Here is an 18,330-nt window from a genome sequence, read left to right as displayed (position 1 = left end):
CTTGACATTTATGACAACTGCCCAGAGCAGGACCACCGTGACCGTGTGGACGCTGGTCTCCCTCATCATCGGCTCCACCCTCGGCTCCGGCATCTTCGCCCTGCCCCAGAACATTGGCTCCGTGGCCGGTCCCGGCGCGATGCTCACCGGCTGGCTCATCGCCGGGGTGGGCATGCTCTCCATCGCCTTCGTCTTCCAGATCCTGGCCCGACGCAAACCCGAGCTGGATTCGGGCGTGTACTCCTACGTGCGCGCCGGATTGGGGGATTTCATCGGCTTCACCTCCGGCCTGGGCTACTGGCTGGGCTCGGTAATGGCGCAGGTGGGCTACGCCACCCTCTTCTTCGGCACGGTGGGCCACTACTTCCCCGTCTTCCAGAACCAGTGGGTGCTCGCGGTGGCCGTGTCGGTGCTCACCTGGGTGATCTTCTTCGCGCTCACCCGCGGCGTGAAGCAGGCGGCGGTGATGAACCTGGTGGTCACCGTGGCCAAGGTGGTGCCCATCCTGTGCTTCATCCTGCTGGTGGCGTTCCTCGGCTTCTCCTGGGACACCTTCACGGGGGACTTCTGGGGCGAGGGCACCGGCACCGCCTTCAACACCCAGCTCAAGGGAATCATGCTCTACACGGTGTGGGTGTTCATCGGCATCGAGGGCGCCTCGGTGTACTCCAAGCAGGCCCGCTCCCGCAGAGACGTGGGCCGCGCCACCATCATCGGCTTCCTGTCCATCCTCTTCCTCCTGGTGGCGGTGTCCACGCTCTCCTACGGCGTGCTCACCCAGGAGGAGCTGGCCGCGCTGCCGGACAACTCCATGGCCGCGGTGCTGGAAGCGGTGGTGGGTCCGTGGGGCGGCCTGCTCATCTCCGTCGGCCTGTGCCTGTCGGTGCTCGGCGCCTACGTGTCCTGGCAGATGCTGTGCGCGGAACCGATCGTGCTCATGGCGCGCGACGGACTGCTGCCCAAGAGCCTCGGCCGCGTGAACGACGCCGGTGCCCCGTTCGCCGCCCAGCTAGTCTCCACCGTGGTGATCCAGTTCTTCGTCATCGTGTTCTTTGCCAACGAGACGTCCTACAACGCCATGGTGCAGCTGGCCACCATCATGTACCTGCTGCCCTACATTTTCTCGGCCATCTACCTGGTCACGCTGTGTGCCCGCCCGGAACCCAACCCCCGCTCCGTGGAGGTGCGCCCGGGCGCCCGCGAGAACCGCCGCCACCTCATCCTCGGCCTGGTGGCCTCGGTGTACTCGCTGTGGCTGATCTACGCGGCGGACCCGGTGTACGTGCTGCTGGGCGCCCTGATCGTGGTGCCGGGCATCCTGGTGTACGTGTGGAACAAGCGCCGCCGCGGCGAGGCGCTGTTCAACCGCTTCGAGTGGTTCGTGGTGGCCCTGGTGCTGGTCGGCGCCGCGTTCGCCCTGGTGGGGCTGCTCAACGGCACACTCGTGCTGGATTAGGCGAACTCGTCCAGCATCAGCTTCGTGCTCAGCACAACTACCAGCCCCAGCAGCGCATAGCGCACCAGCTTCGAGCCGCCGGCAAGCACCGTGCGCGCGCCGAGCTGGGCGCCCACAAGGTTGGCCGCGGCTAGGCCCAGCGCGAGCTTCCACTGCACGTACCCGCCGAGGATGAACACGCTGAGCGCACCGAGGTTGGTCGCAGTGTTGATCACCTTCGCCATCGCCGAGGATTCGAGGAAGGACTGCGAGAAGATCGCGGTCAGCGCCATGATCAGGAACATGCCGGTGCCGGGCCCGAAGATGCCGTCGTAAAGCCCGATCGCTCCCGCCGCGCTAAGAGCAATCGCTTTTCGACGCCCACTTTCCACCCGCATCCCCCCACCCGAACCAAACTCCGGGCGGGCGGCGACGAACGCGCCGACAGCGAGCAGCAGCACGATGATCACCGGGCGCACCACCTCGTCGCTCACTAGCGACACGGCCCGCGCCCCGCACGCGGAGGCGGCGAACGCGGCTGCCGCCAGCGCCCAAGTGACGCGCGGGACGCCCACCCGCCGCACCAGCGTGACGGCCGCAGACGCCGTGCCCGTGACCGCCGCGATCTTGTTGGTGGCCAGCACGGAGGCGGCCGGCAGCCCCGTCGCCCCCATGAGTACCGGGATGAGCACGAGCCCGCCCCCGCCGATCACCGCGTCGATCCAGCCCGCGAACGCCGCCGCGGCTGCGAGTATGGCGACGGTCACAGGGCTCATGGGCCAACAGAGTACTCTGTGGGCCGTGAATCGCTGGGTGTTTGTGGTGCCGCTGTCGGTCGCGCTCGGCGCGGGCCTGAGCGCCCTCCACGTGCCGGCGGCCTGGATCCTCGGCGCGATCATCGCCTCCGGTGGTGCGGCGCTTGTCAGCGGCCGCGAGCTGAAGCTCAACAGCACCCTGTTTAAGGTGGCACGCGGCGTGATCGGCGTGATGGCGGCCGTGCCCCTGGTGGGCATCCCGCCCGCCGAGCTCGCGCCCTTCCTCATCCCAGGGCTGTGCTCCGCCGCGATCATCATCGCGCTGGCGTTCGGCGGCGGCATCGTGCTGTCCCGCCACGGTGTTTCACGGGAAACGGGCGTGCTCTCCCTCCTCGCGGGCGGCGCGTCGGTGATGCCCGCCATCGCCGAGGAGGTGGGTGCGGACGCGCGCTACGTGGCCCTGACCCAGTACCTGCGCCTGCTCACCGTGTCCTTCACACTGCCCGTGGTCGCGTCGCTGTTAGCCGCCCCGGCCGCGGTGCCCGTGTCCGAGGACGCGGCATCGCCCTGGATGTGGCTGCTCGTGCCCCTGCTGGTGGCCGTGGGCCTGCCGGTGGGCAAGTTCCTGCACCTGCCCAACTCGTCCGTGTTCGGCCCGATGCTGGTCACGGTGCTGGCGGGCACGGTAATGGATGTTCAAATCGTGCCGCCGAAGCCGCTCTCCGTCGCGGCCCTGATCACCATCGGGTGGCTCGCCGGCGGCGGCCTGAGCGTGCCGGCGCTCAAGCAGTTCAGCAGGATGCTGCCGGCCACCGTGGCGTACATCCTCGGGCTGATGGCCGCGTGCGCCGGGGTGGGCTGGGTGGTGTCCACGTGGCTGGGCATCACCTTCTTCGAGGGCTACCTGGCCACCACGCCCGGCGCGCTGGAGACGGTGCTGGCGCTGTCCGCCGAGGGCGGCGCGGGCCCGGCCGTGATCGCGCTGCAGCTGATCCGCCTGATCTGCATCCTGGTCTTCGCCGCCTACCTGCCGCAGATCCTGGGCCGGCTGGACAAGCGCGGCTAGTGGTTGAGCACCTCGCTGGCCAGCAGATCCATGGGCATGGAGCCGAGGCGCAGCGCCTTGTCGTGGAAACGGCGCAGCTCCATGCCCTGCGCGACGGCTTTGTCGCGCAGCGTGAGCCAGTCCCGGTACCCCAGCGCGTACGAGGGGGCCTGGCCCGGCCAGCCCAGGTAGCGGTCCAGCTCGAAGGCCAGGTTCGCGTCCCCCATCGCGCAGTTGGAGCGCAGGAACGCCTTGGCGTACTGGGCGTCCCACACGCCTGAGCCGTCCGGGGTGGCTTTCTTCAGGTGCACCCCGATGTCCACCATCACGCGCGCGAGCCTTAAGCGCCGCGAGTCGAGCAGGCCCATGCGAAAACCCGGGTCCTCGAAGTAGCCGTGGTCCGCCATCAGGTGCTCGGCGTAGAGGGCCCAGCCCTCGCCGTGCGCCGCGTTCCAGCACATGGTGCGGCGCCACAGGTTGAGGGTGCGGCGCTGCAGCATGGAAGTGGCCAGCTGCAGGTGGTGGCCCGGCATGCCCTCATGGAAAACGGTGGTCAGCTCCTGCCAGGTGTGGAAGGTCTCTTGGCCCTTCGGCACGGACCACCACATGGTGCCGGGGCGGGAGAAGTCGTCGCTCGGCGGGGTGTAGAAGATGCCGCCGGAGCCCGCCCGGTCCACCGCGCATTGCACCTGGGGCATGTCCTCGGGGACGGTGAAATCCACCCCGCCCAACTCGCGGTGCACCTCCTCGTTCACGGAGGCCATCCACTCCATGAGCGCCTCGGTACCGTGCAGCTGGTAGCGCGGCTCGCGGTCCAGCTTGCGGTAGGCCTCGAGCACGCCCGTGCCCTCCCCGTACAGCGCCTGGGCCAGCTGCTTCTGCTCCTCCACCGTCACGGCGAGCTCCTCGCGCGCCCACGCGTACGCCTGGTCCAGGTCAACCTCGCGGCCCAGGAAGTAGCCGGAGAAGAGCTCGTAGCGGTCCCGGCCCACCGCGTCTTCGGTGCCGGCAAGCGGCGCCAGCTCGGTGGAGAGCCAGTCGGCGAACTCGGCGAAGGCGTCCCGGGCACCCACCACCACCTGGGAATCGGGGTCCAGGCCCTGGTCCTGCAGCTGGGAGTGCTCGCCCGCGAGCGCCTCGCACTGCTCGATCACGGCCTCTACCTGGCGGCGCGCGGCCACGCGGCCGGCGGACGCAGCCTCGGCGAGGGACTCGGCGTAGCCGCGCAGCGCCTCGCGCACCTTGGACATGCGCGACGCCACGGCGTCTAGGGCCTCCGGGGTGTCCTTGGGCATTAGCTCGAAGGAGTCGCGGATGATCTGGACCGGGGAGTCGATGTTGTTCAGCCAGCGCAGGTCCTCGCCCCGGTGGTGGAAGGCCAGGTAGGAGGCCATGCGGTCGCGCACGATGGTGGCGGTGAGGTGGTCCACGTCGTCGAAGTCCTCGTCGTCGTCCGAGTCATCCGTGGTGTCGTTGAGCGCCTCCACGTCCGCCACCAGCTCGCGGATCCGGTCCGCCACCGAGCTGAAGTACTCGGGGCAGAAGTTCTGCAGCTCCCCGTCGTGGCCGGGGATGCCCGCCGCGGTGGCGTCGGTGGGGCTCAGGGCGGCGAAGTCCTCGGCGAAGGCGTTGCAGGTTGCGTCGAGAAGCGAAGGCTCCCGCAGCGGCGCAGTCTCGGAAGCGGGGACCGCAGCCGGAACGGCGGCGGTGGCGGGGCGTTGCGTCATGGGTGGGCATTGTATCCCAGCGGGCGTACGCTCGTTTTGGATCGTTTTGGACAATGCGGTCTAGTTTGCGGTACTACTCTTTCTATGGCCTTCTCCCGCCCCCGCACGCCGGCCGCCAAGTGCTTGCACCTTGTGCGCCTGGGAGAGCTGACGTCCCGCAGCGAGCTCATCCAGGCAACCGGCCTCTCCCAGCCCACCATCACCCGCGCCGTCTCCGCGCTGGTGGATGCCGGCTACGTCACCGAGCGCCTGGATATGGCCAGGTCGAACGGCCGCGGCCGGCCCACCATCCCCCTCGAGCTGGCGGATCCGGGCACCGTGCACGCCGGCATCGCCATGGGCACGGAGGAGACGTACATCGCCCTGTTTGACCTCAAGGGCCGCACCGTGCGCAGCGTGGACCTGAACCTACCGGTGGCGTCGCTGGACAAGGACGACGTGATCCAGCACCTCATGGCGGGCCTGAACCGCCTCACCGCCGGGCTGGACCGCAGGCTGGCCACCGTGGGCGTCACGGCCTCCGGCACGGTCTCCGAGGATGGCTGCGTCACCGCCCCCAACCTGGGCTGGAACCACGTGAACCTGGGCCGCCAGCTGCGCGAGCAGTTCTCAGTGCCCGTGCAGGTCACCTCGGTCAGCGCCGCCATCGTCGGCTCGGAGATGCAGTCCCGCGCGGACTTGGACGTGCCGTCCGTGCTCGCGCTCTTTGCCGACGACTCCATCGCCTGCGCCGTGACCACCGAGGACGGCGTGGTGCCGGTGGAGGTCACCCGCGACGAGCTGACCACCAGCGGCCTGTTGGCGGACATCGGCCAGCCCGCCGTGGCCAGCCTGGCCGACGCCGTGCGACGGGAGGACGCGCGCGACGCCCTAGACCGTCGCGCCCGGGGCCTCGGTGAGCTGGCCGGGGAGCTGTGGGAGACCTACCACCCCGCCACCGTGGTGGTGGCTGGCAGCGCCTTCATCGAGGACCCGCAGGCCCCCGGCCCCTTCGCCCAGGCCGCGCGCAGCGTCGCGGGCGACCAGGTGGAGCTTCGCATGCTGCCCACGCACCGCGAGATGGTGCGCGACATCGCCCGCGCGGCCGCCCTCGACCCCGTCCTCACCGACCCCCTGGACGCCGTGGTGGTGCGCCGCAGCGCTTAGCTATCTTAGGGGGCTATCTAGGGGGCGTCGACAAGCGTGAGCCCCTCGCGGTGCCTCCGCGCGAGATCCACGTACGCGGCCGCGTGCCGCACGCGGTCCGCCCGCGTCTCGGGCCCGAGCGCCCGCTTGACCTGCGCCGGCACGCCCGCCGCGAGCGAGTAGGGCGGGATTTCTTGGCCCTGGAGCACCACCGCCCCGCCCGCGACGATGGACCCCTCGCCCACCGAGCTGCCCGAGAGCACTGACGCCGACATGCCCACCAGGCACGCGTCCGCAACCGCGCACGAGTGGAGCATGGCCATGTGCCCCACCACCACGTCCTGGCCCAGCACGGTCTCGCCGCCGGTGTCCACGTGGATCACGCTGCCGTCCTGCACGTTGGAGCGCGCCCCGATCACAATGCGCCCCACGTCCCCGCGCAGCACCGCGCCCGGCCACACGCTCACGTCCTCGCCCAGCTCCACGTCCCCGATCACGGTCGCGCCCGGCGCCACGTACGCCGTGGGGTGGATGCGCGGGGCCTTGCCTTCGAATGCGTAGATCATGCGCCCATGGTAGGGGCTCTCGCTTTTCGACGCCCCCTTATAGACCGTCCTGTCTACTTCGGCCTATTGCTTTTTCGGCGAGTAGGTGTAGGTTATCGTTCTGTTCTCATTTATAGTGAACCAACCTGTCTAGAAAGCGTGACACATGCACCTCCCCAAGTGGGCCACGGGCTTCGGCGCCCAAGTGATCGCCGGCCTCATCATCGGCCTCCTCCTCGGCTTCGCCGCCGCCGGCATGGGCGACGGCAACTTCCTCGCCTCCACCCTTGACTGGGTGGGCTCCACCTACGTCAAGCTGCTCAAGCTCCTCATCCCGCCGCTGGTGTTCACCGCGGTGGTCACCTCCATTGCCAACCTGCGCAAGGTCACCAACGCCGCCCGCCTCGCGGTGCAGACCCTTGTCTGGTTCGCCATCACGTCCTTCTTCTCCGTGCTGATCGGCATCCTGGTCGGCCTGGTGGTCAAGCCGGGCGTGAACTCCACCGTGGACGCCGCCAACGCCGCCGAGCCCTCCTCCACCGGCTCGTGGATGGGCTTCCTCAACTCCGTGGTGCCCGCCAACTTCCTGGGCATCGGCGCGAAGGTGAGCGACACCGGCTCCGTCTCCGTGTCCTTCAACGTGCTGCAGATCCTGGTGATCTCCCTGCTGATCGGCATCGCCGCCGTGCGGGTGGGCAAGGCTGCGGAGCCCTTCATCAACTTCAACGCCTCCCTGCTCAAGGTGGTCCAGGAGGTGCTGTGGTGGGTCATCCGCCTCGCGCCCATCGGCACCGCCGCCCTGATCGGCAACGCCGTGGTGTCCTACGGCTGGGAAGCCCTGGGCTCTTTGGGCAAGTTCGTCTTTGCCATCTACCTGGGCCTCGCGCTCGTGCTCTTCGCGCTCTACCCGGCTGTGCTCGCCCTCAACGGCCTGCCGGTGGCCGGCTTCTTCAAGCGCGTCTGGCCGGTGACCACCCTCGGGTTTGCCACCCGCTCCTCCATGGGCGTCATGCCCGTCACGCAGCGCACCACGGAGGAGTCCATGGGCGTGCCCACCGAGTACGCCTCCTTTGCCATCCCCCTCGGCGCCACCTCCAAGATGGACGGCTGCGCCTCCATCTACCCGGCCATCGCCGCCATCTTCGTGGCCCAGTTCTACGGCCTGCCGCTCGGCTTCGGTGATTACGTGCTGATCGCCGTCGTGAGCGTGCTCGGCTCCGCGGCCACGGCCGGCACCACCGGCGCGACCGTCATGCTCACGCTGACCCTGTCCACCCTCGGCCTTCCGCTCTCCGGCGTGGGCCTGCTGTTGGCCATCGACCCGATCATCGACATGGGCCGCACCGCCGTGAACGTCACCGGCCAAGCCCTGGTGGTCACCGTGGTGGCCAAGCGGGAGGGCATCCTCGACCAGGACGTCTGGGACGCCGCCGAGCGCACCGAGCGGGACCCCGAGCCCGCCGAGCCCGCCGCGGTTTAGTAGAAGCCCATCTGGTGCCCCACCGTGGCCAGCACGGTGATCAGGGACACCACGGCGGTGATGATGCCGGCGATGGCCTGGATCTCCTCCAGCGACGCCCCGCCTTCCTTGCGCTGCGAGCTGGACGAGTGCTGCTGCGGGGTGGACTCGGCCACGCTGGAGGCGGGAGCCGGCGCCGGGTCAGCCAGCGCGGCGGGTGCGAGGGTCAGGGTTGCGGAGGCCGCGACGGCGGCGGCGAGCAGGCGGGTGCGCACGATAAGAGCCTTTCTCGGGCGGAGGGAAACGACGCCCAAAGAATAACCCCCACGCCGCATACGCCGCCATCGCGATCACCGGCACGAGCGTGAACGGCAGGCCCGGCACCGGGATATAACCGTGCGCCACGTTGTACGCCGTGTACGGCAGCATGAGCAACACCATGGGCACCACGCCCCACGCGCAGTAGACCACGGTGCCGAAGACGGCGATCCACACCCAGTGGTGGTGCCAGGAAAACGGGCTGACCAGGCAGCCGGCCATGCCGATGAAGGCTACGGCCAGGGGCACCTGGGAGCGCGAGAGGGCAACCAGCGCCGCCGCTGCCGCGAGCAGCGTGACCGCAACCGCGCACGCCAGCCACACGCCGGTGGACTCCACGCCGAACTCGCGCTCGAGCACCTGTCGCAGCGCCTGCGCGCCCGGGTTGTCGGCGTAGCCCACGCGGTCCGAGTTGAACATGGCGTCCGTCCAGAACCGCTTCGCGTCCACCACCTCGGCAAACCCGGTGGCCACGGTGCACAGGAAAGTGAACGCCGCCACAAACACCGCCCCCCAGCGCCGCTGCAGCACCATGAGCAGCAGGAAGAACGCCGGCGTGAGCTTGATCCCGGCGGCCAGCCCCGTCCCGATTCCCGGCAGCCGGTAGCGCCGCGGTAGAAAATCCAGGCACACCAGCCCCATCAGGAACACGTTGATCTGCCCAAAAAACAGGGTCGCGTGCACGGGCTCCGTACACAGCACAAAGAACGCCGTGAGCAGCAGCACGGGGCTTTTGCTTGCCGACGCCCCCTTCACCACCAACGCCAACACCACCACCGTGGCCACCTTCCACGCCACCCCGAGCGCCGGCGTGGCCTCCCCGAACCAGGAGAACACCACGCCCGCGAACGGCGGGTAGGTAAACGGCAGCCCGGGCAGCAGGTCACCCGAGTAGAGGGGCTGGTGGGCGGCCACTTGCTGCCCGCCCAGCAGGTACACCTCCAGGTCCGACGGCACCTTGGCGCCGAACGCGTTCTCCAGCACCCCGGCGTTGACCCGGTAGCGCCACACCGCAAAGGCGATGAGCGCGACCAGCCCGAGCGCGTTGCACACCGGCCAGGCCCTCCTCATAGGTCCAGCCCGTCCAGCACCTCGTCCAGCGCGTCGCCCACGCTGGTGCGCCACACCGTCTGCGCCTTGCCGTCCCCGCGGCCGGGCCCGCCGTTGATCACCGCCACCGGCTTGCCCTGCTTCACCGCGTCGAGCACGAACTTGTAGCCGCTCATCACGGCTAACGAGGTGCCGATGGCCAGCAAGGACGTGGACTCGGCGAGCCAACGGTCCGCCTCGGCCCGGCGCGCCCGCGGCACGTTCTCGCCGAAGTAGACCACGTTGGGCTTCAGCCGCTCGCCCCCGCACACCGGGCAGGGGATCATGCGGAAGCGCTCCACGTCCGCGGGGCTCAGCTCCACGTCGCCGTCGGGGTTGATCATGGAGCCGGTGACGCGCACCGACTCGAGGAAGTGGGGGTTGGCTTGCTCAAAGGATGCGTCGATAAGCGAGCGCTCGTGCAACGCCCCGCAATCCAGGCACACCACGCGCTCCATGTCCCCGTGCAGGGCGATCACCTCGCGGGAGCCGGCCTCGGTGTGCAGCCCGTCCACGTTCTGGGTGACAATGCCGCGGATCAGCCCGGCGCGCTCCAGCTCCACCAGCGCGTAGTGCGCGCGGTTCGGCGCGGCGGCGCGCATGTGCCGGATGCCCACAAAGGCGCGGGCCCAGTAACGGCGCACCTGCGCCGGCGAGTGCGCGAACTCCTGGTAGGTCATGGGCCGGCCCGTTCTCAGGCGGCCCCCAGGCGAGCGGTAATCGGGGATGCCGGACTCGGTGGACATGCCGGCACCCGTGACCACCAGCACCCGCGGGTTCCGCAGCATGCCCAGCACCCGCTCGCGCGCCTCTGCCGGGTCTGTCGGCTGGGCCGTCTCCTGAACCACCCGCTCTATCGAGCGCACGGCGCTGCGGTGCACCATGGCCACCGCCGGATCTTCAAACATCAGCGGAACGGCACCTCGCCGATCGTGCGCCGCAGCTTGCGGGTGCGCAGCTTGCGCGGGTCCTTGGCCAGCCGCTCCATCGCGCGGACCGCGCACATCACGTGCGCCTCCTTCGAGTTGGAATAGAAGGCCTGCGCGCCGGCCGGCAGTTTGGGCACGGCGTGCAGCGGCAGGTCGGAGACCGCCAGCAGGGTGCCGTAGGGCACGCGGTAGCGGTACCCGTTGGCCGCCAGGGTGCAGGACTCCATGTCCACCGCGGCCGCGGTGGAGCCGCGCAGCCAGTCCCACAGATCGCGCGGGGACTTCCACTCCCAGTTTCGGTCGCCGGTGCTCAGCACGGTGCCGGTGCGCATGAGGGAGGTGTCCTCCCCGTACACCTTGGACACTGCCTTCTCCAGCGTGCGCTGGATCTCGGGCACGGCGGGGATGGGCTGGTCGCGCCGGATGTGGTCATCCAGCACGTGGTCGTGGCGCTCGTACGCGTTGCCCAGGATGAGGTCCCCGATGCGCATGCGGGCGTCCAGGCCCGCGCAGTGGCCGATCATGATCCACGCCTCGGGCCGCAGCACCGCAAGCGAGTCCGTAATGGTCTTGGCGTTGGAGGGGCCCACCCCGATGTTGATCAGGGTGATGCCGTCCCCGTCCGCGGTAACCAGGTCGTAGCGCGGCATCTGGAACTTTGACCCCAGCTCCAAGTCCTCCACCGCCACGGTGTCGCTCACGGTCTCCCCCGACGGCAGCACCAGCCCCGTGTAGCGCGAGCCCTCCCGCGACAGCTCCCGCACGCCGAAGCGCACAAACTCGGTTACGTGCATGGCGTAGTTGGTAAAGAGGATGTACTTCTGCAGCGAGTCCACCGCAATGCCCGTGTAGTGCTCCAGCCTGGCTAGCGCCAGGTCGAAGCGCTGGGGCCCGAAGTGGAACAGCGGCTTCTCCTCGCCGTGGAACGCCGCCCAGTGGCCGTCCACAATCGCGTCGTCCACCTCGTCCAGGCTCGGCCGCGGCACGTCCTTGCTGGTGGAGGCCCGCACCTCGCTCAGGTCCCCCACCCCCGCGACGTACTCGGGCGGGATCTGCGTCTGCGAGTAGCCGACCCGGATCTCGCACTCGTAGTTGGAGGTCAGCGCCTCCAGCTGCGCCGTGAGGTAGCCGCGCATCAGGTCCGGCCGGGAGAGCGTGGCGGAGTAGGTCCCGGCCTCGTCCACGTAGCCGAACGGCTCGTTGCGGTCGATGGGCCGCCAGTCCGTCACCTCCACGGTGAGCTTGGGGTAGCGCACGTCGCGGTAGCGCTCCAGCTCGCCGCCCGCGATCGCGCTCCGCGCCAGATCGCACGACGCGCCATACAGCGATATCAGCTCGTCAACGGCCTGCTGGGCTCCATCAACTCGTTGCATGGTGCCCACCCTACTTGGGCTTTTTGCTTTCCGACGCTCCCACAGAGAAAGCCGCCAGCGTCCGCCGCACCTCCTCCATCCGGCGACCCACCTCTTCCGGCTCCGCGCCCTCGGCGAAGCCGCACACGAGCAGCGCCTGCGTGCCGGCGGCGAGGAAGCGCGCAGTGTCCGCCACCGCCTCCTCGCCCGCCTCCACGCCCGCCGCCTTGAGGTGGGCCTGAAGATCCGGGCGGATCGCGCCGGTGAGCTGGCCCAGAAGGTAGGAGGTGGCCTTGCCCTGGGTGCTCGAATCCATGAGCGAGCGCACCTCCGCGCCGCGCCCGTTCATCCCCATAATCAGCCCGGCCACCTGCTCCGCGTAGCCGTGCTCCGGATCGAAGCCCCCCACGAAGTCCGCGTAGATGGGCCCCAGGATCGATTCCGCGGCGGCGAAGAGCACCGACCCGCGGTCCGCGAAGTGCTCGTAGAAGACCTGCCTGCTCACGCCCGCCCGCTTAACGATCGCGGTGACGGACAGCTCCCGCGCCGGGTGGTCCGCCAACAGCTCCACCGTTGCGTCCACGAGCGCCCGGCGCGTGCGCACCGCGCGCGGGTCTGTACTCGCCTCACGGCGTGCCATCGGTTGTCCTCCTCCGTTCGCGATATTTATTCGCGCTACCTTACACCGCCTCCCCGCCCCGCTACGATGGGCCCCATGAGTACCGCCGAGGCCACGATTGCCCTGCTCAAAGACTTAATCCGCAACGGCTGCGTGAATGATCTCACCCCCGATTCCGGCAACGAGGCCCGCAACGCCGACACCCTGGAGGCCTTCTTCGCCGGCGCCCCCGGCGTGCGCGTCCAGCGCTTCGAGCCGCACCCCGGCCGCGTCTCCATCGCCTTCACCATCGACGGCACCGACCCGGACGCGGAGCCCCTGACCCTGCTCGGCCACACCGACGTGGTGCCGGTGGACGAGGCCAAGTGGACCCGCGATCCTTTCGGAGCCGAGGAGGTGGACGGCCGCATCTACGGCCGCGGCGCCACCGACATGCTCTACATCACCGCCGCCATGGCCGCCGCCGTGCGCGACGTGGCCGAAAGCGGCACCCGGCCCCGCGGCACCCTCACCTTTGTGGGCTGCGCGGACGAGGAGGCCCGCGGCGGCCTCGGCGCCGGGTGGCTGGCCGAGCACGCGGCGGACGCCTTCTCCTGGCGCAACTGCCTCTCCGAGGAGGGCGGCTCCCACTTGCCGGTCGCGGACGGCTCCGACGCCCTGGTGGTGGTGGTCGGCGAGAAGGGCGCGGGCCAGCGCCGCCTCACCGTGCACGGCGACGCCGGCCACGGCTCCACCCCCCACGCCCGCGACTTGGCCGTGGCCAAGATCGCCGAGGTAGCCCGCCGCGTGGCCGCCATCGAACCCGCCGTCACCCGCGATGAGCCCTGGCCCGGCTACGTCCGCGCCTTCAAATTCGACCCCGACACGGAGCGCCAGCTGCTGGAGGGCACCTCCTACGAGGCGCTCGGCCCCCTCGCCCGCTACAGCCACGCGATGAGCCACCTCACCATCTCGCCCACCGTGCTGCGCGCCGGCGGCGCCATCAACGTGCTGCCCTCCACCGCCTGGCTCGAGCTGGACATCCGCCCCCTGCCCGGCCAGACCCAGGAGGACATCGACGCATTGCTTGTCGACGCCCTGGGAGACCTCGCCCCCGAAGTAACAATCACCCACCTGATCACCGAGGACGCCACCATCTCCCCCACCTCGGGCCCGCTGTACGACGCCATCGTGGACACCTACGCCGAGTTCTCCCCCGACGCCGCCGTGGTACCCCCCATCGCCGCCGGCGGCTCCGACCTGCGCTTCGCCCGCCGCAAGGGTGGCGTCGGCTACGGCTTCGCCCTGCACCGCCGCGAACAGACCCTCGGCAGCGTCCTCGAGGAGCTCCACTCCCACGACGAGCACGTCGAAATCGCCGACGTCGAGCTCACCGCCCGCGCCTACCGCTCGCTAGTGCGCCGCTTCGTCGGGGCGTGATGGCGCTTAGTCGGCGCGCCTAGAACTCGTAGAGCGTCTCCCCGCCCGCGTGCACGCGCACACCCGGCTCCGGGTCGAGCCACGCGTCGAGCTGGAGGCGCTCACCCGCCCCGCCGCGCGCCTCGATCGAGATCGTCCCGTTCGTCTTGTCTAGCACCTCAACCTGCGCGTGGGTCAGCCACGGGTGCCGGCGCCGCAGCCCGATGAGCTTCTGGTGCTCCGTGAAGACCCACCCGCCCAGCGGCGAGAGCTCCTCAGGCGAGGCGGGCAGGGGCGGGCGCACGCTGTCGTCGGCGCTAAAGCCCTCGGAGCGCTCGCCCTCGAAGCCCTGCTCGTCCCCGTAGTAGATGCTGGGCATGCCGGGCACGCACATCAGCACCGCCAAGGCGAGGACCGCCTTTCGCTGCCCCACCTTCGACGCGATCCGGTCCACGTCGTGGTTGCCAATGAACGTGTTCGGCAGCACCCGCTCCGCGATCGCGTTGTGGCGCTCGAGGGAGTGGGCGAGCTCCCAAAAGTTTGCGTCGAAAAGCGAGCTCCAAATGCCCTTCCACAGCTCGTACTGGGTCACCGCGTCGAGCGTGCCGGCGGCGGCGATGGCGGCATAATCGCCGTGGATGACCTCGCCCAGGAACATGGCGTCCGGGAATTCGGCGCGCACGCGGCCGAGCACGTCGCGCCAGAACTCGGGCGGCACGGCGTACGCCACGTCGAGGCGCCAGCCGGCGATGCCGCGACGCAGCCAGTGGCACATGATGTCCGCCACCGCGTCCTTCACGCGCTCGTCCGCGTGGTGCAGCGCGGCCAGCTCGCCGTGGCCCTCCCAGTCTTTGTCCCCCGCCAGACCCTCGGCCACCCACGAGTGCGTGCGCGCGACGTGGTTGAACACGCCGTCCAGCATGACGTTGATGCCGCGCTGATCGCACTCGGCAATGAGGCGGTCAAAGTCCGCGTCGTCCCCCAGGCGCGCGTCGATGCGGTAGTGGTCGAGCGTGTCGTATCCGTGGCCGACGGACTCGAAGATCGGCCCCAGCAGCAGCCCGTTGCAGCCCAGCTCGATGAGGTAGTCCAGCCACCCCGTGAGCTGAGTCAGCCGGTGGCCGGCGTCGTCCCCGCCCCGGTCCCGGATCGGCGCCCCGGTCGCGCCGAGGGGGTACACGTGCCACCAGATGACGTGATCAAGCATGGCGATCATTGTACCGGTGCACTATGCGCGGCATAGTCGAACAGCGCGCTGCCCCGTGGCGGGATCGTTATCGCCGCGAATTATGCCGCGCATAGTTGCGCTGCCTGCTCCAGCGCTGGATTATGCGCGGCATAGAGATTTCGAACCGACAGCCTGCGCATTCGAACCTGCGTTCCATATTCGAAAACCCGTGTAGGACACCCCCACTACATTCTTCCCCATACCCAACCACCGACACCGCCACAGGGGGATCCGATGTCCGAGTTGCTCACCACCTTCACTCCGCCGCCAAGCAAGCTGGCCCGCAAGACGGAGGAGAAGATCCGTGCCTACCATCGCCACACCAACACCACCCGGGCGCTCCTGCTCGAGCAGATCGCGGTCTTCGACGAGAACGACTTCTGCATGCGCTACGGCGCCATCAGCACCGCGAGCTGGCTGGCCCGGGAGTTCAACTACCCGGACCCTACCGCCTACGAGTACGTGCGCGTGGCACGCAAGCTCCGCATGTTCCCCCTGCTCGCCGAGGCATTTAAGGAGGGCAAGATCGACTACACCACGGTGAGGTACCTGATCCGCTACCTCACGGCGGAGAACGAGGCCGAGCTGGTGGAGCTCGCCACCACGCTGTGCCACGCGGAGCTCAAGCTTGCCCTGGCCGGGGCCGATCCCGAGGACAAGGAGGACAAGGACAAGGACAAGGACGACAGCGAGCCCGACACGCCCTACCTCCGCACCCACACCCGCGAGGACGGCATGCTCAAGGGCGAATTCCTGCTCCCCGCCGTCGCCGGCGAGGAGTTCCTCGCCGCCCTCAAGATCGCTGAGCTGGCCGCAAGCGGCATCACCGAGGAGGAACCCGAGGAGCTCGACCCCGAGCTCGACCCTGAACCCGAGGCCGAGGAAGAGGCGTGCCCGGCCATGATGGTGGAGGGCCCGCGCGAGGACTCGAAACTGACCGTGGAGAAGATCCTGAACCTGCCCTCCCGGTTCGGCCCGCCGCTGAAGGACCGGATGTACGACGCCTTCATCACGCTGGTCAACATGGTGCGCGCCACGCCCACCAGCCCCCTGCGCGCCCCGGGCGCCAACGTGGCCATCGTCTGCACCGAGGACGGCCGGGCTTGGATGCCGCAGAACCCGCAGGCACCGTCGCGCGTGATCCGCGGGTACGTGGCCAACGCGATCGCGCGCGGGCACCTGCTGGACTCCACGGGGCTCACGCTGTTCGTGGGCAGGCAGCGGCGCCTCGCCACGGACGGCCAGGTAGCGGCGCTGTTGGCCGTGTGGGGCAACCAGTGCGCCATGCCCGGCTGCACCCACAGCAGATTCATCGAGATCCACCACATCCACGAATGGGCTGAAGGGGGCGAGACGGACATCGACAACCTCATCCCGCTGTGCTCGAGCTGCCACTCCAAGGTCACGCACGGCCTCGCACACATCGAGATCATCGGCGGCGAGATCGAGTTCCGCTTCCTCAACGGCTCCCGGTACCGCACGCAGAACCGCTGCCTACCCCGGCGCGCCACCGACTTCGAGGGCCCGCTCCTCGGCTACCACAAGGCGGGCGACCTCTGCTTTGCGTAGCGCGCACTATGCGCGGCATAGAGCGAGCCCGCTAGTCGACGGTAATCGGGGCCCCCTCCTCATCCCCACCGGCGATCCGGTCCAGGAGCGGCTGCAGGCCCTTGGCCAGGCGGTCGCGCCAGGTCTTGGCGGCCTCGTCGTAGCCGTGGTCGTGAGGCCAGAGGCCGCGGTGGGTGAAGTTCACCTTGGTCTGGCCGGAATCGTCGTCCTGCAAGTCAAAGATGAGGGAGGTGTCGTTCCACTCCGGGTTCTCGTTCTCCATGCCGCGGGGTTCCACGTGCCAGACCACGCGCTTGCCGTCGTCGGCCTCCTGCACCTTCATACCCATGTAACTGTCGTCGGATTCGGAGGAGAACTCGGAGCCCTCGGTAGCCGCGTTGCCCTCCACCTTGGAGCCCCACCATTCTCCGGGGCGGGTGATGGCGCTGTACACCTCTTCGCGGGAGGCGGGCACGGAGAACGAGGTGGTGAAGTCGCGGATGGCCTCGGCGGTGGTGCCGTCGGAGAACTTCCAGTCGGAGAGGTTGTGCTCCGGGTCGTAGATGCCCACCTCCACGCCGGCGTCGCGGTACTGCATCAAGCCGTCCTTGATCAGGTCGCGGCCGGCTTTATTGAAGGAGGTCACGCGGGAAACGTCGAGCACCACGCGGCCCGCGAGGTCGCGCTGCTCCAGGCCGTAGAGGATCTTCTCGGCGGCGGCGAAGTTGATCATGCCCTGCAGCCGCACCACGGTGGTGCCTCCCCGGCGCTCTACGCCGCGGATGCCCGGCGCGACGTAGAAGTTGGAGGACAGCAGATTCAGGCCCAGGCCGCTGGAGAGCTCGTGGAAGATCTTCACGCCGCGCACGGAGTTGCCCTGCTTGTCCAGGCGGGGGCTGAGGGAGGCGATGCCCATCTGCGCGGGCATGGTGCCGATCAGCCCGCCGGCCACCCCGGACTTCGCGGGGATGCCCACGTTGACCATCCAGCGGCCGGAGGCGTCGTACATGCCGGCGGAGACCATCACGGCCTGGGCCACGCGGCACGCCTCGGCGGAGAGGATTTTCTCGCCGGTCACGGGCTGGGTGCCGCCGTTGGCCAAGGTTGCGGCCATCACGGCCAGGTCGCGTACGGTGACCAGCACGGAGCACTGGCTGATGTAGCCGGCCAGGGCGTCGTCGGCCTCGTCGGTGACCATGCCCACCTCGCGCAGCATGTAGGTGATGGCGCGGTTGCGGTCGGCGCCCGCCATCTCGGAATCGTAAATGTCCTGGTCGATGGACAAGTCGCGGCCGGCCAGGCGCGAGAAGTAGGAGCGGATCTTCTCTATGCGCTCCTCAACCGGGATGTCCGGCCCGCCGATGAGCTGGTTAACGGTGATGGCCCCGGCGTTGATGAGGGGGTTGGCGGGGCGGCCGGTTTCGTCGTCAAGCGAAAGCTCATTGAAGGGGTCCCCGGAGGCCTCCACGCCGACGTGCTTGTGCACCTCCTCCGCGCCGTAAATATCCAGGGCGAGGGCGTAAACGAAGGGTTTGGAGATGGACTGGATGGAAAACTCGTAGTCGCAGTCGCCTGCCGCATAGATGTGGCCGGCGGTAGTGCAGATGGCCAGGCCGAGCTTGTCCGGGTCGGCCCGCTTCAGCTTCTCGATGTAATCAGCGTTCGCGCCCGCGTCCTGGTCGCGCACGCGGTCGAGGATGTCGTTGAGGTATTGCAGCACGGGCGAAGGCATGGCGCCCAGTGTAGGGAGGGAGCGTT

General features: G+C 69.1%; 16 protein-coding genes. 6 read left to right on the top strand and 10 right to left on the bottom strand.

Annotated elements, in window-relative coordinates:
- The first annotated feature begins 10 nt into the window (after window positions 1–10).
- Window positions 11–1,456 (top strand): amino acid permease, encoded by a 1,446-nt coding sequence (locus BN4252_RS07515; RefSeq protein ID WP_066528445.1) that lies wholly within the window; start codon window positions 11–13, stop codon window positions 1,454–1,456.
- On the opposite strand, the gene BN4252_RS07510 is transcribed toward BN4252_RS07515, so the two are convergent.
- Window positions 1,453–2,211, bottom strand: a complete 759-nt coding sequence (locus BN4252_RS07510) for a TSUP family transporter (RefSeq protein ID WP_066528442.1) — start codon at window positions 2,209–2,211, stop codon at window positions 1,453–1,455. The genes BN4252_RS07515 and BN4252_RS07510 overlap by 4 nt on opposite strands.
- A 25-nt stretch (window positions 2,212–2,236) precedes the next feature.
- Here BN4252_RS07510 and BN4252_RS07505 point away from each other — a divergent pair, with 25 nt between their 5' ends.
- Window positions 2,237–3,256 carry an AbrB family transcriptional regulator gene (locus BN4252_RS07505; RefSeq protein ID WP_230208603.1) on the top strand — a complete coding sequence of 340 codons (1,020 nt, stop codon included), beginning with the start codon at window positions 2,237–2,239 and terminating at the stop codon, window positions 3,254–3,256.
- Here BN4252_RS07505 and BN4252_RS07500 read toward each other — a convergent pair.
- The gene (locus BN4252_RS07500; protein WP_078056830.1) at window positions 3,253–4,962 is read right to left on the bottom strand and encodes a DUF885 domain-containing protein; all 1,710 of its coding nucleotides are present in this window, start codon (window positions 4,960–4,962) and stop codon (window positions 3,253–3,255) included. The genes BN4252_RS07505 and BN4252_RS07500 overlap by 4 nt on opposite strands.
- An 84-nt stretch (window positions 4,963–5,046) precedes the next feature.
- On the opposite strand from BN4252_RS07500, the gene BN4252_RS07495 reads away from it, so the two are divergent.
- Window positions 5,047–6,108 (top strand): ROK family transcriptional regulator, encoded by a 1,062-nt coding sequence (locus BN4252_RS07495; RefSeq protein WP_066528437.1) that lies wholly within the window; start codon window positions 5,047–5,049, stop codon window positions 6,106–6,108.
- A gap of 17 nt (window positions 6,109–6,125) precedes the next feature.
- Here the strand turns inward: BN4252_RS07495 and BN4252_RS07490 are convergent, their stop codons facing one another.
- Window positions 6,126–6,653 carry a gamma carbonic anhydrase family protein gene (locus BN4252_RS07490; protein ID WP_066528435.1) on the bottom strand — a complete coding sequence of 176 codons (528 nt, stop codon included), beginning with the start codon at window positions 6,651–6,653 and terminating at the stop codon, window positions 6,126–6,128.
- Window positions 6,654–6,798: 145 nt separating this feature from the next.
- On the opposite strand from BN4252_RS07490, the gene BN4252_RS07485 reads away from it, so the two are divergent.
- The gene (locus BN4252_RS07485; protein ID WP_066528430.1) at window positions 6,799–8,112 is read left to right on the top strand and encodes a dicarboxylate/amino acid:cation symporter; all 1,314 of its coding nucleotides are present in this window, start codon (window positions 6,799–6,801) and stop codon (window positions 8,110–8,112) included.
- Here BN4252_RS07485 and BN4252_RS11105 read toward each other — a convergent pair.
- From BN4252_RS11105 to BN4252_RS07465, 5 genes are read right to left on the bottom strand one after another with little or no spacing between them, the layout of a single operon-like run.
- A complete protein-coding gene (locus tag BN4252_RS11105) occupies window positions 8,109–8,366 on the bottom strand; it encodes a hypothetical protein (RefSeq protein ID WP_143341187.1) in 258 nt (85 codons plus the stop codon). The two genes, BN4252_RS07485 and BN4252_RS11105, sit on opposite strands and share 4 nt — an antisense overlap.
- Complete coding sequence (locus BN4252_RS07480) at window positions 8,293–9,480, bottom strand: glycosyltransferase 87 family protein (protein ID WP_078056829.1); 1,188 nt, start codon at window positions 9,478–9,480, stop codon at window positions 8,293–8,295. Before BN4252_RS07480 ends, BN4252_RS11105 begins: the two co-directional genes overlap by 74 nt.
- Entirely contained in the window at window positions 9,477–10,406 is a 930-nt protein-coding gene (locus tag BN4252_RS07475) for a Sir2 family NAD-dependent protein deacetylase (protein ID WP_066528425.1), read from the bottom strand. Before BN4252_RS07475 ends, BN4252_RS07480 begins: the two co-directional genes overlap by 4 nt.
- Window positions 10,406–11,809 (bottom strand): AMP nucleosidase, encoded by a 1,404-nt coding sequence (gene amn / locus BN4252_RS07470; protein WP_455275854.1) that lies wholly within the window; start codon window positions 11,807–11,809, stop codon window positions 10,406–10,408. Before amn ends, BN4252_RS07475 begins: the two co-directional genes overlap by 1 nt.
- Before the next feature lies 1 nt (window position 11,810).
- A complete protein-coding gene (locus BN4252_RS07465) occupies window positions 11,811–12,419 on the bottom strand; it encodes a TetR/AcrR family transcriptional regulator (RefSeq protein ID WP_066528418.1) in 609 nt (202 codons plus the stop codon).
- Between the two features lie 75 nt (window positions 12,420–12,494).
- Between BN4252_RS07465 and BN4252_RS07460 the strand changes: the two genes are divergently transcribed.
- Complete coding sequence (locus tag BN4252_RS07460; protein ID WP_066528412.1) at window positions 12,495–13,817, top strand: M20/M25/M40 family metallo-hydrolase; 1,323 nt, start codon at window positions 12,495–12,497, stop codon at window positions 13,815–13,817.
- A 19-nt stretch (window positions 13,818–13,836) separates the two neighbouring features.
- Here BN4252_RS07460 and BN4252_RS07455 read toward each other — a convergent pair whose 3' ends face one another.
- Window positions 13,837–15,003: an alpha-amylase family protein gene (locus BN4252_RS07455; protein WP_066529312.1), complete on the bottom strand. Its 1,167-nt coding sequence runs from the start codon at window positions 15,001–15,003 to the stop codon at window positions 13,837–13,839.
- Window positions 15,004–15,258: 255 nt separating this feature from the next.
- On the opposite strand from BN4252_RS07455, the gene BN4252_RS07450 reads away from it, so the two are divergent.
- Window positions 15,259–16,593 (top strand): HNH endonuclease signature motif containing protein, encoded by a 1,335-nt coding sequence (locus tag BN4252_RS07450; RefSeq protein WP_066528409.1) that lies wholly within the window; start codon window positions 15,259–15,261, stop codon window positions 16,591–16,593.
- Window positions 16,594–16,624: 31 nt separating this feature from the next.
- Here the strand turns inward: BN4252_RS07450 and BN4252_RS07445 are convergent, their stop codons facing one another.
- Entirely contained in the window at window positions 16,625–18,304 is a 1,680-nt protein-coding gene (locus BN4252_RS07445) for a glutaminase (RefSeq protein WP_066528407.1), read from the bottom strand.
- Window positions 18,305–18,330 lie beyond the last annotated feature (26 nt).

This window comes from Corynebacterium bouchesdurhonense (assembly GCF_900078305.2).
Lineage (GTDB): Bacteria > Actinomycetota > Actinomycetes > Mycobacteriales > Mycobacteriaceae > Corynebacterium > Corynebacterium bouchesdurhonense.
This window is presented reverse-complemented; position numbering and strand designations above follow the sequence as displayed.